The 14,142-nt window shown below is 71.0% G+C and carries 13 protein-coding genes; 6 read left to right on the forward strand and 7 right to left on the reverse strand.

What is annotated here, in order from left to right:
* Window positions 1-291 (forward strand): hypothetical protein (locus tag NDW01_RS39565; RefSeq protein WP_252829673.1); only part of this gene is annotated, 291 nt, incomplete at its 5' end.
* Between the two features lie 63 nt (window positions 292-354).
* On the opposite strand, the gene NDW01_RS39570 is transcribed toward NDW01_RS39565, so the two are convergent.
* Complete coding sequence (locus NDW01_RS39570; RefSeq protein ID WP_252829674.1) at window positions 355-546, reverse strand: DUF1737 domain-containing protein; 192 nt, start codon at window positions 544-546, stop codon at window positions 355-357.
* A gap of 114 nt (window positions 547-660) precedes the next feature.
* The gene (locus NDW01_RS39575; protein ID WP_252829675.1) at window positions 661-1,239 is read right to left on the reverse strand and encodes a TetR/AcrR family transcriptional regulator; all 579 of its coding nucleotides are present in this window, start codon (window positions 1,237-1,239) and stop codon (window positions 661-663) included.
* A 114-nt stretch (window positions 1,240-1,353) separates the two neighbouring features.
* On the opposite strand from NDW01_RS39575, the gene NDW01_RS39580 reads away from it, so the two are divergent.
* Window positions 1,354-2,280 (forward strand): NmrA/HSCARG family protein, encoded by a 927-nt coding sequence (locus tag NDW01_RS39580; protein ID WP_252829676.1) that lies wholly within the window; start codon window positions 1,354-1,356, stop codon window positions 2,278-2,280.
* Between the two features lie 90 nt (window positions 2,281-2,370).
* Here the strand turns inward: NDW01_RS39580 and NDW01_RS39585 are convergent, their stop codons facing one another.
* On the reverse strand, window positions 2,371-4,383 hold the full coding sequence (locus tag NDW01_RS39585) for a S53 family peptidase (protein ID WP_252829677.1): 2,013 nt from the start codon (window positions 4,381-4,383) through the stop codon (window positions 2,371-2,373).
* Between the two features lie 235 nt (window positions 4,384-4,618).
* Here NDW01_RS39585 and ctaD point away from each other — a divergent pair, with 235 nt between their 5' ends.
* Window positions 4,619-6,295: an aa3-type cytochrome oxidase subunit I gene (ctaD, locus tag NDW01_RS39590; protein WP_252829678.1), complete on the forward strand. Its 1,677-nt coding sequence runs from the start codon at window positions 4,619-4,621 to the stop codon at window positions 6,293-6,295.
* Between the two features lie 202 nt (window positions 6,296-6,497).
* Here the strand turns inward: ctaD and NDW01_RS39595 are convergent, their stop codons facing one another.
* The 3 genes from NDW01_RS39595 to NDW01_RS39605 are packed head-to-tail and all read right to left on the reverse strand — an operon-like array spanning window position 6,498 to window position 8,986.
* The gene (locus NDW01_RS39595) at window positions 6,498-7,319 is read right to left on the reverse strand and encodes an SDR family NAD(P)-dependent oxidoreductase (RefSeq protein WP_252829679.1); all 822 of its coding nucleotides are present in this window, start codon (window positions 7,317-7,319) and stop codon (window positions 6,498-6,500) included.
* A 21-nt stretch (window positions 7,320-7,340) separates the two neighbouring features.
* A complete protein-coding gene (locus tag NDW01_RS39600; RefSeq protein ID WP_252829680.1) occupies window positions 7,341-8,336 on the reverse strand; it encodes an AurF N-oxygenase family protein in 996 nt (331 codons plus the stop codon).
* Between the two features lie 11 nt (window positions 8,337-8,347).
* Window positions 8,348-8,986: a TetR/AcrR family transcriptional regulator gene (locus NDW01_RS39605; protein WP_252829681.1), complete on the reverse strand. Its 639-nt coding sequence runs from the start codon at window positions 8,984-8,986 to the stop codon at window positions 8,348-8,350.
* Window positions 8,987-9,170: 184 nt separating this feature from the next.
* Here NDW01_RS39605 and NDW01_RS39610 point away from each other — a divergent pair, with 184 nt between their 5' ends.
* The gene (locus NDW01_RS39610) at window positions 9,171-10,382 is read left to right on the forward strand and encodes a pyridoxal phosphate-dependent aminotransferase (RefSeq protein WP_252829682.1); all 1,212 of its coding nucleotides are present in this window, start codon (window positions 9,171-9,173) and stop codon (window positions 10,380-10,382) included.
* A 116-nt stretch (window positions 10,383-10,498) separates the two neighbouring features.
* Here the strand turns inward: NDW01_RS39610 and NDW01_RS39615 are convergent, their stop codons facing one another.
* Window positions 10,499-10,990, reverse strand: a complete 492-nt coding sequence (locus tag NDW01_RS39615; protein ID WP_252829683.1) for a YybH family protein — start codon at window positions 10,988-10,990, stop codon at window positions 10,499-10,501.
* Between the two features lie 37 nt (window positions 10,991-11,027).
* On the opposite strand from NDW01_RS39615, the gene NDW01_RS39620 reads away from it, so the two are divergent.
* A complete protein-coding gene (locus tag NDW01_RS39620; RefSeq protein WP_252829684.1) occupies window positions 11,028-11,387 on the forward strand; it encodes an ArsR/SmtB family transcription factor in 360 nt (119 codons plus the stop codon).
* Between the two features lie 134 nt (window positions 11,388-11,521).
* Entirely contained in the window at window positions 11,522-13,633 is a 2,112-nt protein-coding gene (locus NDW01_RS39625) for an ATP-dependent DNA helicase (RefSeq protein ID WP_252829685.1), read from the forward strand.
* Window positions 13,634-14,142: the final 509 nt, after the last annotated feature.

The following is a 14,142-nucleotide window of genomic DNA, read 5'->3' on the forward strand; positions in this document are numbered from 1 at the left end:
GAGCACGACGGCGCCCGCGCCGCCATCACCGAGGCCGTCCGCCTCGGCGCGCAGTGCTCCACCCTCCTGTTCGTCGCCTACCAGGCGTGGGAGGTCGAGGCGGCGCTGAGGGCCGGCGACGCGCCCATGGCCGCGGACCGCATGACCGCGCTCGCCCGCATCGCGCCGCTCATCTCCTCCGCCCGGGTGGGCGCCCACATCGCCGACGTCTACCGCCTGTCCGGCCGCTGGGCCGGCCTGCCGGAGATGCACGACGCCCGCGAGCACCTCCGCTCCGTCATCCGAGCCTGAGCGGATCCGTGATCATCGGCGTCCGCCGCCTGCAGGACGGCGGCGGACGCCGGTGATCAGGATTCAGCGAGCGCCGGTGTCCGCCGGGCGTACCAGGGCCTGAGCGACGATCACCTGGTCGCCGTTGAACGTCACCGCGGGAGAGCCGTGGAGCTCGTAGCCCAGGTCGAGTGCCTCGCTGACCCGCCGGCAGAAGGAATCGTCGTCCGGGCCGGTGAGCACGCGGTACCTGGGGAGATCATCGATGTCGGCCATGCGCGCAGCCTAACGTCGCCCGAACCGCCCGAGAGGGTCCGGACGCGCGGTGCCGGCGCCAGTGGGGCGGCGCCGAGGTCCGAGACCACGGCGACGAACCCACCGCTGCCGGGCTTACGACGCGCGTACGCCGTCGATGGCGATCGCCAGCATGCGGTCCGCTTCGGCCGGGCCGTCGGGTTCGTGCTCGGTGGCCAGGGCGATGGCGCTGACGAGCTTCAGCAGATGGGTGATGGCGATCCCGGGCCGCACGACGCCCGCCGCTCTGGCGCGGGCCAGCAGGGCGTCGCCCGCGTCGATGACCATGTCGTGGCAGCCGCTGCCCAACGCCGGGTCGCCGCGCATCAATGATGCCCCCAGCCCCCGGTTGGCCACGGCGTGTGCGCCGACCGCCCGGAGCCAGGCGAACAGGGCCTCTCCCGGATCGGGGTCGGAGAGCAGGTCGTCGGCCTTCGCGCAGAGAGCCTCCACCCGGCCTCTGAAGACCGCCTCCAGGAGCGCCTGGCGGGAGGGGAAGTGCCGGTGCAGGGTGGCCGAGCCGACCCCGGCGCGGCGGGCGACCTCCTCCAGGGAGGCGTCGGCGCCGTGCTCGGCGATGACGGCTCCGGCGGCGGCGATGATCCGGTCGACGTTACGGCGGGCGTCGGCGCGCATCCGTTGCCGGGGCGGCACGGCGGCGGCGTCCTTGGGCACGGGGGCTCCTGGCGACTTGATAACCGGGGTGGTCCTCCATATCGTAGCCAACCATAAATGGAGGACCACCCCGGTTAACGGAAACGGTCCTCTTCTGGACGCGAGGGAGAGACAGTGACGCCGACGAACAGGACCGTCGTGGTGGTGGGAGCGACCGGTCTGCAGGGCGGGGCCGTGACACGCCACCTGCTCCGCGGCGGCTGGCGGGTGCGTGCGCTCACCCGTGACCCGAACGGGACACGGGCACGAGCGCTGGCGCGGGCCGGGGCGCAGGTGGTGCGGGCGCAGATGGAGGACGTCGATTCCCTGACCATCGCGGCCGAGGGCGCCTGGGGGCTGTTCAGCGTCCAGCCCACGGTCGGCTCGCCCGGCACCGCACCGGACTTCACCACCGAGGACGAGGTGCGCTGGGGCGTGAACGTCGCCGAGGCCGCGCACGCCGCCGGCGTCGGGCACCTGGTCTTCACGTCGGTCGCCGGCGCGGACCGCCACCTCACCGAGAGGGTGCCGGTGAACCTGGTCAGCAAGTGGCGGATCGAGCAGCACATCGCCCACCTCGGCCTGCCCGCGACGATCCTGCGTCCGGTCTCGTTCATGGAGAACTTCACCGGCGGATACGCGCTGCAGAGCGGGAACCTGGCCACCGGGCTCGCACCGGACACGGCGCAGCAGCTCATGGCCGTCGACGACGTCGGCTTCATCGCGGAGCTGGCGTTCTCACACCCCGGGGAATGGATCGGCCGGGAGGTGTCCCTGGCCGCCGACGAGCTCACGCCGGTTCAGGTCGCCGCGGCCGTCGGAGAGGCACTCGGCACACCGCTGCCCTACGTCCAGATCCCGATCGAGACGATCCGGGCCGTGAGCGAGGACTTCGCCTACGCCAACGAATGGCTCAACGAACGCGGCTACCGTGCCGACATCGCGGCCACCCGGCGGATCCACCCGGCCGCGATGGACTTCGCCACCTGGCTGGAGCGCACCGGCGCCGCCCAGATCTCCGCCTTCCTGGCCCCCGCGCCCGCCGGGGATCACCTCGCCTGACGGCGGGCTCCGCACTCGACGCGAAGGGGCCGGGTGCGCGTGCGCACCCGGCCCCCGGTTCGCCGGCCGTCTAGGGCCGGCTGTGACCGGTCAGAACCGGTAGGACAGCAGGTACTTCGCCGTCGGGGTGCCGACGCCGGTGATGCTGTCGTAGCCGCGGACCGCGGGCAGCGCGTCACCCTTGGGGATGCCGTAGTTGCCGGTGGTGCGCAGGACGTAGACCAGCGGACCCTGCTTGGCGTACGGGTCGGTGTAGTTCGTCCGCACGAACGCCACCGGGTTCTTCTTGCCGAGCGGGGTGTCGGTCACGTCGTGCAGGAGGCCCTTGTTCGCCCGCAGGTAGATCGCCGGGTTGGCGAAGCCGATCGGCGCGCCGCCCTGGCGCTGCTGGGCGAGCGCCTGCAGGCCCGCGATGACCGGGCAGGCGAGGCTCGTGCCGCCCACGCGGCTCTCCGCGTAGCCGTACGACCCGTCCGGCAGCTGCGCCCACTCCGGGTACCGGATGCCGGTCGTGGAGTCCGCCACGGCCGAGATGTCCGGGATGACGCGCATCGGCTTGGCCGCCTTCGACCCGTCCGGCAGCGTACGGCTCAGTGACGACGGCACGACCGCCCGCTGGTAGCCGGGCTGGGTGAACAGCTCGCTGGTGCCGCCGCCGGAACCGCCCGCGTAGTTGTCCGGGTAGTGGCCGGGAGGCGCCGGGCTCCACGTCTTGCCGTCCGCGGACAGGCTGTCGGTGGTGAAGTTCCAGCCGGTCTCGAACTTGTAGTCGTTGCGCTTGCCGACCGCGAGGGTCGTGCCGCCGACCGCGGTCACCCACGGGTCGGAGGCCGGCATGTCCGTCTGGCGCTTCGTGGACCCGGCGTTGCCGTAGCGCGCCTGGCAGGGCGTGCCCGGCACCTCATAGCCGCAGTCACCGGTCGAGAAGTAGAAGCCGATGCCCTCGATGGCGGCCTGCTTGTAGATCGACTCCTCGGCCTGGATCATCGAGGCGTCGTAGTGCTCCGACAGGTCGCCCCAGGAGTTGCTGACGATGTCGGCCAGGTGGTGGTCGACGATGTTCAGCATGGCGTCGTCGAGGCCGGTGTCGAGGCAGTTCTGCGCGCCGACGTAGACGACCTTGGCCTTGGGCGCCACCGCGTGCACGGCCGTGACGTCGAGGGCCTCCTCGCCGTACCAGCCGGACGCCCCGCACTCGTCGACCTGGTCGAACGTCGCGGGCAGGACCTCGCGGTACTGGCCCTGGGCGAACGGCCGCTCACCGTACTTCTTGGAGAAGGTGTTCGAGACCTCGAGCATCTTCGGCGCCGCGTAGGCGTCGACGATCGCGACCGTCGCGCCTTTGCCGGTCAGGCCGCTCGACGTGGCGCCGTACGCCCCGCGCAGCTGCTTGGGGAGCAGACCGCACATCGCGTACGGCTGGTGCTTGCCGTACGCCTTGGGCTGCTTGGTGGCGATCTTCTGGCCGTAGTACTGCTCGCACGGCTGGGCGACCCAGTAGTTGGGCTCGGGCGGGGGCAGCGTGTCGCCGACCACCCGGACGTGCTTGGCGCTGTCCAGGCCGGTGATCGTGCGCACGGCCGAGGCGACCGAGGCGGGGACGGTCGCCTCGCCGGCCGGTGCCCGCACGATCGTGTGCTGGGCGGCGTAGTTGTGGAAGTCGGTGCCGAACGCCTTCTTGGCCTGGGACACGCGCCCGGTGACGTGAACGTAGTGGCTGTTGACCGCGTCGACCGTCAGGCCCGCGGAGGTCAGCCAGGACTTCACGGCGTTCTTCTGCGCGTCCGTGGGGCCGAAGCGGCTGTCGAAGTCGGCCGGACTGAGGAATCTGCGGTACAGCGGGCCGCCGGGCGTGGAGACCGCCTCGGCGTACGCGTCCAGGCCCTTCGGGTCCTTGCCCGCCAGCCAGATCCTCGCGTCCAGCCGCTGATCGTCATTGGTCTTGCCGCGGTCGGCGGAGGCGTGCGCCCACGTGGGGCGGGTGCCGGCGACCGTTTTCCGGTCGTTCGCCTGTGCGGTGGTCGTGGCCGACAGGCCCGCCGCGAGAAGCGGCAGGGCCACGGCCGCGGCCGTCAGCACGCGGCGTCGTCCGTCTCGGGACATCCACCAGTCCTTTCGTGAGCGGCGTAGGGGAACGCCGCGACGCGAGGATTTCGGTGGGACCGGCGTGAATCAAGAGTCGTTATGAAATAGATGCGTAATTCGGGAACTGAGGGCCACAATCGGACATCGAACGCCGCTCTCGCGGATGGCGGAGGCGACCGGCGGCGTCTTGCGGATGGCGGAGCGACGGCTGATAGTGGAAGACGGCGGTGCCTGAGGGCAGGGGAGACCTTCAATGGTCCTACTTGGGCGTACGCCACCGACCGCGGCTAAACCGTCCCGGCCCCGTTCGAAGGGCCACACTCTTGTTAACTGGGTGTCATCAACCGATCACAAAGTGATCGGTTATCTGTATCTGACGACCTCGTTCATCTTCTTCCTGATCGCCGGGTTGATGGCGATGCTCATCCGCGCCGAGCTCATGCACCCCGGCCTGCAGTTCGTCAGCAATCAGCAGTACAACACGCTGTTCACGCTGCACGGCACGATCATGCTGCTGCTGTTCGCCACCCCGCTGTTCGCCGGGTTCGCCAACGTGATCATGCCGCTGCAGATCGGAGCGCCGGACGTCGCGTTCCCGCGGTTGAACATGTTCAGCTACTGGGCGTTCCTCTTCGGCGGGCTCATGGTGCTGGCGTCCGGGTTCATCCCGAGCGGGCCCGCGGACTTCGGCTGGTACGCCTACGCGCCGTTGAACAGCGTCATCCGCACCCCCGGCTTCGGGCCCGATCTGTGGATCATGGGTCTCGTCCTGTCCGGGCTCGGAACCATCCTGACCTCGGTCAACTTCATCACGACGATCGTTTGCATGCGGGCGCCGGGCATGACGATGTTCCGGATGCCGATCTTCACGTGGAACATCCTGTTCACCGCCATCCTCGTCCTGCTGGCCTTCCCCGTCCTGGCGGCGGCGCTGCTCGTGCTGCTGGCGGACCGCAAACTCGGCGCACACGTGTTCGACCCGCAGGTCAACGGGGCCATGCTCTGGCAGCACCTGTTCTGGTGGTTCGGTCATCCGGAGGTCTACATCGTCGCGTTGCCGTTCTTCGGCATCGTGACCGAGATCATCCCGGTCTTCGCCAGGAAGCCGCTCTTCGGGTACGTCGGCATGGTCAGCGCGACGATGGCGATCACCGGCCTGTCGGCGACGGTCTGGGCGCATCACATGTTCCCGACGGGGCAGGTGCTGCTGCCGTTCTTCTCCTTCATGACGTATCTGATCGCCATCCCGACCGGGGTGAAGTTCTTCAACTGGGTCGGCTCGATGTGGCGCGGGCACCTGTCCTTCGAGTCGCCGATGCTGTGGTCGATCGGCTTCCTCGTCACCTTCCTGTTCGGCGGCCTGACCGGCGTTATCCTCGCGTCACCGCCACTGGACTTCCACCTCAACGACTCCTACTTCGTCGTGGCGCACTTCCACTACGTGCTGTTCGGCACGGTGGTGTTCGCGATGTTCGCCGGGTTCTACTACTGGTGGCCGAAGATGACGGGGAAGATGCTCAACGACCTGCTGGGGAAGATCCACTTCTGGATGCTGTTCATCGGCTTCCACACGACGTTCCTGATCCAGCACTGGCTCGGCGCCGAGGGAATGCCGCGCCGTTACGCCGACTACTCGCGGATCTTCACCGCGCTCAACCTGGTCTCCAGCCTCGGCGCGTTCCTGCTGGGGCTGTCCACGCTCGTGTTCATCTACAACGTCTACCTGACCTGGCGGAAGGCACCGCACGTGGGAGTCGACGACCCCTGGGGCTTCGGCAACTCCCTCGAGTGGGCCACCTCGTGCCCGCCGCCGCGGCACAACTTCACCTCGATCCCGCGGATCCGCTCCGAGCGGCCGGCGTTCGACCTGCACTATCCGCGCGTGCCGACGCCGCCGATCGAGGAGCTCCCGGCCGGGCGCAGACAGTGAGCGGCTCCCGCGTACGGCCCCGGCACGCCCGGCCCCGCGCCGTACGCCGGCGCGGACCGCCCCCATCCGGTGGGTCCGCGCCGCGCAATCGGGGTGCGTCGCGCCATAGGCGGACGCCGCGCCGCAGGCCCAGGTCCCAGCGGACGGACCTCAGCCGCCGGGTCCGCGCCACCGTAGGCCCGGCCCCGGCGGCCGGCGGTTCTCAGCCGCCGAACGCGCGCATGCGCCGTACGCTCAGGCCCGCGATGCGGACGGCCGCCCGGGGCGACAGCCGCGCGCCCCGCCAGGCCGCCCGGCCGGACGCCGGCGCGACGATGAGCGCGTCGTTCCGGTCGATCCCGCGCATCACGTCGCGGGCCAGGGCGGAGGCGGAGTAGAGCCTGCGCTGCACCTGCTGCGCGGCCCGCCGGGCGTTCCTGCCGGTCTCGGTCGCCGGCAGATCCGGGTTGGCGTTGTCGAGCAGGGGCGTGTCGACGAACCCCGGGCAGATCACGCTGACCCGGACGCCGCGGCTCGCGGCCTCCGCGCGCAGCGCCAGGCTCATCCCGACGACCGCGTGCTTGGTGGTGGTGTAGGGCAGCATCAGCGGGGCGGGCACGAGGCCGGCCAGCGACGCGGTGTTCACGATGTGGCCGTGCCCCTGCTCCAGCATGATCGGGTACGCCGCGTGCACGCCGTGGACGACGCCGCGCAGGTTGACGTCGATCGTGCGGTTCCAGTGGTCGAGGGTCATCTCCTCGGTGAGGCCGCCGACGGCGATGCCGGCGTTGTTGAACACCAGGTCCAGGCGGCCGTGCTCCTCCCGGACCGACCGGTAGAGCGCGGCGACCGCGCCGGCGTCGGTCACGTCCAGTTCGGCGGCCGTGGCCGGCGCGCGCTCCGACAGCCGGGCCGCGACCTTCTCGGCCCCGGCGACGTCGATGTCGGCGACGGTCACGATGTCACCGCGCGCCGCGAGGGCGGCCGCGATGGCCCGGCCGATGCCGGAGGCTCCGCCGGTGACGATGGCGATCCGGGAGGGCATGTGGGACTCCTTGCAGGGTTCTCAGCGGGCGGCTCGGGCCCGGCGCGAGGTCGGCGTGTCCCAGAGGCCCACGGCCTTCCACACCCGCTTGCTGACAGGGTTGAGCAGGCCGAGCTCGGCCGCGAGGTCGCGGATCTTCGCGACGCAGTTCTTGAACTCCTCCGTCCAGTCCTCCGCGCCGTACGCCTCGCGGACGACGTCCTTCGGAATGTCGAAGTACCGGACCATCGGGCCCGGAGGAGCGAGCATGATCCGCGCCATCACGCCGAGGATCAGCGGGGTGGCCACGGACAGCGCGCGGCGACGCGGGGCGGGCATCGTGGGCACGCGGTGCCGCAGGTAGTGGCGGGCGAACGAGATGTGCCGCGCCTCCTCGGCGATGTGGATCCGCATGATCGTCTCCTGCAGCGGATGCCTCGCCTCGCCGTTCTTGACCGTCTTGCGCTGGACGTAGTCGATGGGGTCCTCGCCGCCCAGCACGAAGATGAAGAACAGCTCCGTCGAGATCCGCGGGATGTGCGGAGCGATCTGGGACAGGGCGTCCAGGGCCCTGGGCATGCCGCGGATCGGCATCTTCGTCCGGTTGACGAACTCCTGGAACATCATCGCGTGCTGACATTCCTCGCTCGTCTCGTGCAGGACGTAGCGGAACTCGGGGGAGCCGTTCGGCAGCCGGTAGGCGTAGTTCAGCAGGCCACGCTTGAGCAGGTTCTCGAACTGCAGGCCGATCTTCATCATCGTGGCCACGCGCCACAGGCCGATCCGGGACTGCACCTCCGGCGGCTGCGAGCGGTACCACTCCGTACGGCCCAGGGGGTCGATGGACGGCAGGATCCAGCGGGGGTCGTCCGGGTCGACCGCGAAGTCCGGGTCGGCCCAGGGGATGTCGGCGTAGGCGTCCCAGTGCTTGTCGACCGACGCCTTCGACAGGCGCTTGATCACACCGGTGTAGGCCGCACGGTCCTCGACCTTCGCGTGGATCTCTTCGTCCAGGGTCTTGCTCGGGGGATTGGACATGACTCTCTCCCTCACGCGGGATCCGGGATGAGCAGGCGGGCCAGCGCCTTGATTCGGCCGAGCACCGCCGCCTGGCGGCCGTGGGCGTCGTCGTCCAGGGAGTTCTGCAACGTGAGCCCGACGAACATGGCGAACACGGCTCGGATGAGCGTGCCCGCGGTCTCCTCGTCCACCGACTCGGGGAAGAGCCGCTGGAACACCTCGAGGATGACCGCGATGATCCGCTCGTTGATGTCGATGCTCAGCTCGCGCAGCGTCACGTCGGTGCGCGCGGCCATCGCGAGCTCCATGAGGGCCAGCGCGGGAGCCTGACGGAAGGTCTCCCACAGCAGGTCCAGCGCGCCCTCCACGTTGCGGCGCTCCGCCGGCAGGGCGGCGAACGCCTGCTCGAACGCCAGCCGCTGTCGCTCCAGGAGGTGCTCGAGCGCGGCTCCGACCAGCAGCATCTTGGTGGGGTAGTGATGCTGCTGCGCGCCCCGCGAGACGCCGGCGCGGCGGGCGACCTCGGTCGTCGAGGTCCCGGACCAGCCGAGCTCGGCGAGACACTCCACGGTGGCGTCCAGCAGGCGGGTCTGCGTCTCCACCCGTCGCTCCTCCTGGGTGCGGGGAGCGCGGCGGGCGACCTGCCCGTCACGTTGGCGGCTGCTCACTGACACATTGTCGACGGTAGGCGCGGAGAAACATGCAATCAAGCCTGATTGTTTGTTGCGCCCGTCACACTATTGGACGTGACGTCCAAGGGAGGCCGGTCGCGGTCCCCGGCCCGGCGGGCGGCGCGCCCGCACGGCGATAATCCCGACGACGGGGCCGGGGAGGCTTCGTTAAGGTGTCCCCATGCAGGTCAGCCAGTCGGACAAGCTCGCCAACGTCCTGTACGACATCCGGGGCCCGGTCCTGAAGCGGGCCATGCAGCTGGAGGCCCAGGGCCACCAGATCCTCAAGCTGCACATCGGCAACCCCGCGCCGTTCGGATTCGAGGCCCCCGACGAGATCCTCCAGGACGTCATCCGCAACCTGCCGATGGCGCACGGCTACAGCGACTCCAAGGGCATCCTGTCCGCCCGCCGGGCGGTCGTGCAGCACTACGAGCAGCAGGGGTTCCCGGGAGTCGGCGTCGACGACGTCTACCTCGGCAACGGCGTGTCCGAGCTGATCGTCCTGGCCCTGCAGGCGCTGCTGAACAACGGCGACGAGGTGCTGATCCCGGCCCCGGACTACCCGCTGTGGACGGCGGCGGTCTCCCTCTGCGGCGGCACGCCGGTCCACTACCTCTGCGACGAGGACCAGGGCTGGATGCCCGACCTCGCGGACATCGAGGCGAAGATCACACCGGCCACCAAGGCCATCGTGATCATCAACCCGAACAACCCGACCGGCGCGGTCTACTCCCGCGAGCTGCTGCAGGGCGTGGCCGAGCTGGCCCGGCGGCGGGGGCTGCTGATCCTCGCCGACGAGATCTACGACCGGATCCTGTACGACGGCGCCGAGCACGTCTCGATCGCGCCGCTCGCCCCGGACGTGCTGTCCCTCACCTTCTCCGGCCTGTCCAAGGCGTACCGCGTCTGCGGGTTCCGTTCCGGCTGGATGGTCGTCTCCGGGCCCAAGGACCACGCCGAGTCCTACATCGAGGGCCTGGACATGCTCGCCAACATGCGGCTGTGCCCGAACGTTCCGGGCCAGCACGCCATCCAGGCCGCGCTCGGCGGCCACCAGAGCATCAGGGACCTCGTGCTGCCCGGCGGCCGGCTGCGCGAGCAGCGGGACCGCGCCTGGCGGCTCCTCAACGAGATCCCCGGCGTCAGCTGCGCCAAGCCCTCGGGCGCGCTGTACGTCTTCCCGCGTCTGGATCCGGAGGTCTACCCCATCGAGGACGACCAGCGCTTCGTGCTGGACCTGCTGGAGAGCCGGCAGATCCTCGTCGTCCAGGGCACCGGCTTCAACTGGCCGTCCACCGACCACTTCCGGATCGTCACCTTGCAGCACGCCGACGACCTCGAAGAGGCGATCGGCAGGCTCGGCGAGTTCCTGGCCACCCGCCGCGCCTGACCCTCGCGTCCGCGGACGGCCGGTACCGGGCCTGGCGCGGGCGGCCGATGCCGGCGGCCTCGCCACCGGCGGCCCGAGGCGTCGCCAGGGCGGGCGACCCCGCCCTGGCGGCCGGGTCAGCCCGTCACGGCGCGCTGGTAGGCCGCCAGGGCCTCCGCGTCGTCGATGCTGCCGTGGTGGTGGAACTGGCGCCAGCGGCCGTCTTCGTAGCGGAAGTAACGGGTCGTCCGGATCCGCAGGGGGACCGGCACGCCGTCCGGTCCGGTGTACGTCCCGACCTCGCGCCCCGCGAACACCGCGTGGTCCGCGCCGACGTACTCCACCACGTCGCCGAAGGTGACCTCCACGCGCACCGGGCCGGTGAAGATCTTCTCGTACAGCCCGGCGACCGCGTCGCCTCCGCGCAGGACGCCGCCGAGCGGGTTGTTGAGCTGGGCGAGCGGGTGGTCGCTCCAGTCCTCCCGAAGCGCCTGCGCGTCGCGGTTGTTGAGCGCGTAGTAGAAGGACTCCAGCGCCGCGTACGCCCCCGTGGGAGACGGGTCGGCGGTCTCGGGCAGACGGTTGCGCGCGTCCGGGCCGTACGCCGGGTCGGTGTGCCTGATCACCATGACTCCTCGCCTAAAGTGTTCGATGGAGGTCGACCACATGAGTGTACGACGAGAATCGAACACTGAGGCACGCGGGCCGTCCGCGCGCGCCCGCGGGCTGACGCATCGCCATCCGTCCGAGGTGCCGCTCCAGGACGCCCTGGACGCGGTCGCCGACCCCGTCCGCCGGACGATCCTCCGCGAACTCGCCGGGCGGCCCGACTGGACCCGCGCCTGCGGCACCTTCGACCTGCCGGTGTCCAAGGCGACCCGGAGCCACCACTTCGCCGTGCTGCGCGCCGCCGGGCTGATCGAGCAGCGCGACGAGGGGCCACGCCGGTTCAACCGCCTCCGCCGGGCCGAGTTCGACCAGGCGTTCCCCGGCCTCCTGGCGCTCGTGCTGGCGGAGCGGGTCTGACCGCATCCGGTCGGCCGGGCTCGGCGATCCGGGCTGTCCGGATCGCCGGCGGCCGCTCGGAGGCGGCTGAGGTCACCGGGCAAAGCGTGGCTGTCGGGGGCGAGCGGTCATGGGCGCCCGGTAGCGTTGACCGGGTGGCCGAAGACCTCCTCGACTCCCCGGAAAAGACCGACGTTCCCGACGTCGGGCACCTTCTCGCCGCCGCGGTCGCCGGCGTCGGCGGCGCCGAGCGGCCGGGACAGGTCAAGATGGCCGAGGCCGTCGCCCACGCCATCGCGTCGGGCGAGCATCTGGCGGTTCAGGCGGGCACCGGCACCGGGAAGTCCCTGGCCTACCTCGTCCCCGCCGTCCGCCACGCGGTGGCCGAGAACGCCTGCGTCGCGGTCTCCACGGCGACGATCGCGCTGCAGCGCCAGCTCGTCGAGCGGGACCTGCCGCGCCTGGCCGAGTCGCTGACGCCGCTGCTCGGCCGCGAGCCGGTGTTCGCGATCCTCAAGGGCCGCCGCAACTACCTCTGCCTGCACCGGATGCAGGTGGACGAGCCCGACGACCCCGACGAGATCCTGTTCGACGCGCAGTCGGTGTCCGCGACGGGGCGGCAGGTGCAGCGCATCCACGAGTGGGCCGAGACGACCGAGACCGGCGACCGGGACGAGCTCGTCCCCGGGGTCTCCGAGCAGGCGTGGCGCCAGGTCGCCGTGAGCGCCCGCGAGTGCCTGGGAGCGCAGCGCTGCCCGTTCGGCACCGAGTGCTACGCCGAGCGCGCCCGCGACAAGGCCGGAGAGGCCGACGTCGTCGTCACCAACCACGCGCTGCTGGCCATCGACGCGCTGGAGGAGTTCCAGGTCCTCCCCGAGCACGACGTCGCGATCATCGATGAGGCGCACGAGCTCGTCGACCGGGTGACCTCGGTGGCCACCGCGGAGCTGTCCGCATCGGCCGTGGAGTTCGCCGCGCGCCGCTGCGGCCGGCTCATCGAGGACGATCTCGCCGACCGGCTCAAGGAGGCGGGCGAGGCGCTGCAGCCGATCCTCGCCGACACCGCGGCGGGTCGCATGGACGTCCTGCCGCAGGCCCTCGGCGGGGTCCTCCTGTCCATCCGCGACGCCTCGTACGGCTGCATGACGGCCCTGCGCACCACCCTCAAGACCGCCGAGGACGACGCCGAGCGGCTCGGCGCCGGCCGCGCCGCCCTGACGGCGCTGGAGGAGATCCACGACACGGCCGGGCGGCTCCTGGAGACGTTCGAGACCGACCTGGCCTCCCGGCACGACGTCGTCTGGCTGGACCGTCCCTTCACCGAGGACTCCCGGCGGCCCACCGCGCTCCGCGTCGCGCCGCTGGGCGTCGGCGGCCTGCTGCGCGAGCGGCTGTTCGGCCGCCGTACGACCGTGCTGACGTCGGCGACCCTCTCGCTCGGCGGGTCGTTCGAGCCGCTCGCCCGGCAGTGGGGCCTGCCGCCGCTCGGCACGGCGGCGGACGGAGCGGCGGAGGCGGCCGAGCCGCCCGAGGGCGACGAGCCGGTGAAGAAGGACGGCGCGGAGCCGGTGAAGAAGGACGGCGGGGAGCGGCCGCTGCGGTGGTCGGGCCTGGACGTCGGGTCGCCGTTCGACCACGCCCGCAGCGGGATCCTCTACATCGCGCGGAGCCTGCCGCAGCCGGGCCGCGACGGGCTGCCCGAGGCGTACCTCACCGAGCTGACCGAGCTGATCGAGGCCGCCGGGGGCCGCACTCTCGGCCTGTTCTCCTCGATGCGGGCCGCCAAGCAGGCCGCCGAGGCGCTGCGCGGCCGCCTCACCCATCCGCTGCTGTGTCAGGGGGACGACTCCACCTCCCAGCTCATCAAGCAGTTCACCGAGCACGAGCCGACCTGCCTGTTCGGCACGCTGTCCCTCTGGCAGGGCGTCGACGTGCCGGGGCCGTCGCTCCGGCTGGTCGTGATCGATCGCATTCCCTTCCCGCGCCCCGACGACCCGCTGTCCTCGGCCCGGCAGCGGGCCGTCGCCGCGCACGGCGGGAACGGTTTCATGGCCGTCGCCGCGACGCATGCCGCACTGCTGCTCGCGCAGGGCGCCGGACGCCTGCTGCGGTCGATGACCGACCGCGGGGTCGTCGCGATCCTGGACCCGCGGCTGGCCACGGCACGCTACGGCACGTTCCTGCGGTCGTCGCTGCCGCCGTTCTGGACGACGTTCGACTCCGCCACGGTCAAGGCCGCCCTGCGCCGCCTCGACTCCGCGGGCTGAGCCGGACCCTGTGGGGCGCCGGCGGAGACTCCCAACGGAGAGCCCTCAGGGACGGTGAAGGAGGGCGGGGCCTGAACGGCGATCTGGGTGTCGTCACGGACCGCGGCCCAGGCCGGAGCGGCAGGCGTGGCCGGGAGACCAATCCAGGGTTGTCGTGTTACATGGCATGTCTACGTGTTCCGCACCGTATCGACCGGTTTAGCGTCAGATGTCCAATGTTTGACTGTGCGCCTTCCTAAGGCAAACCGCGATCTTTAGCTTTCCTTACTGAAGATCGAGCCAAGGGAGACCGGCATGCACAGGAGCCCTGCAGTCCGGGGCGGCGGGATCAGCGAGTCCTACGGTGAGATGGTCGCCCTCGACGACGTCGACCTCGACGTGGCGAGCGGGTAGGTCCACTGCCTGGTCGGCCCGAACGGCACGGGCAGTGGACGACGCTCTTCGGTCGGCTACCGGGCTTGCGGTCGAGGACGACGGCAGCCTCGAGATCCTGGGCACGCCGGCCGGGA

This window comes from Actinoallomurus soli (assembly GCF_024055715.1).
GTDB lineage: Bacteria > Actinomycetota > Actinomycetes > Streptosporangiales > Streptosporangiaceae > Actinoallomurus > Actinoallomurus soli.

Coding starts and splice junctions, on each gene's coding strand:
- NDW01_RS39615 (WP_252829683.1), bottom strand. CDS start 10,990: ATGGTGATCAGGCACACCGACCCGGCGTACGGCCCGGACGCGCGCAAC.
- NDW01_RS39595 (WP_252829679.1), bottom strand. CDS start 7,319: ATGCCCTCCCGGATCGCCATCGTCACCGGCGGAGCCTCCGGCATCGGC.
- NDW01_RS39570 (WP_252829674.1), bottom strand. CDS start 546: ATGGCCGACATCGATGATCTCCCCAGGTACCGCGTGCTCACCGGCCCG.
- NDW01_RS39600 (WP_252829680.1), bottom strand. CDS start 8,336: ATGTCCAATCCCCCGAGCAAGACCCTGGACGAAGAGATCCACGCGAAG.
- NDW01_RS39610 (WP_252829682.1), top strand. CDS start 9,171: ATGCAGGTCAGCCAGTCGGACAAGCTCGCCAACGTCCTGTACGACATC.
- ctaD (WP_252829678.1), top strand. CDS start 4,619: ATGGTCCTACTTGGGCGTACGCCACCGACCGCGGCTAAACCGTCCCGG.
- NDW01_RS39620 (WP_252829684.1), top strand. CDS start 11,028: ATGAGTGTACGACGAGAATCGAACACTGAGGCACGCGGGCCGTCCGCG.
- NDW01_RS39585 (WP_252829677.1), bottom strand. CDS start 4,383: ATGTCCCGAGACGGACGACGCCGCGTGCTGACGGCCGCGGCCGTGGCC.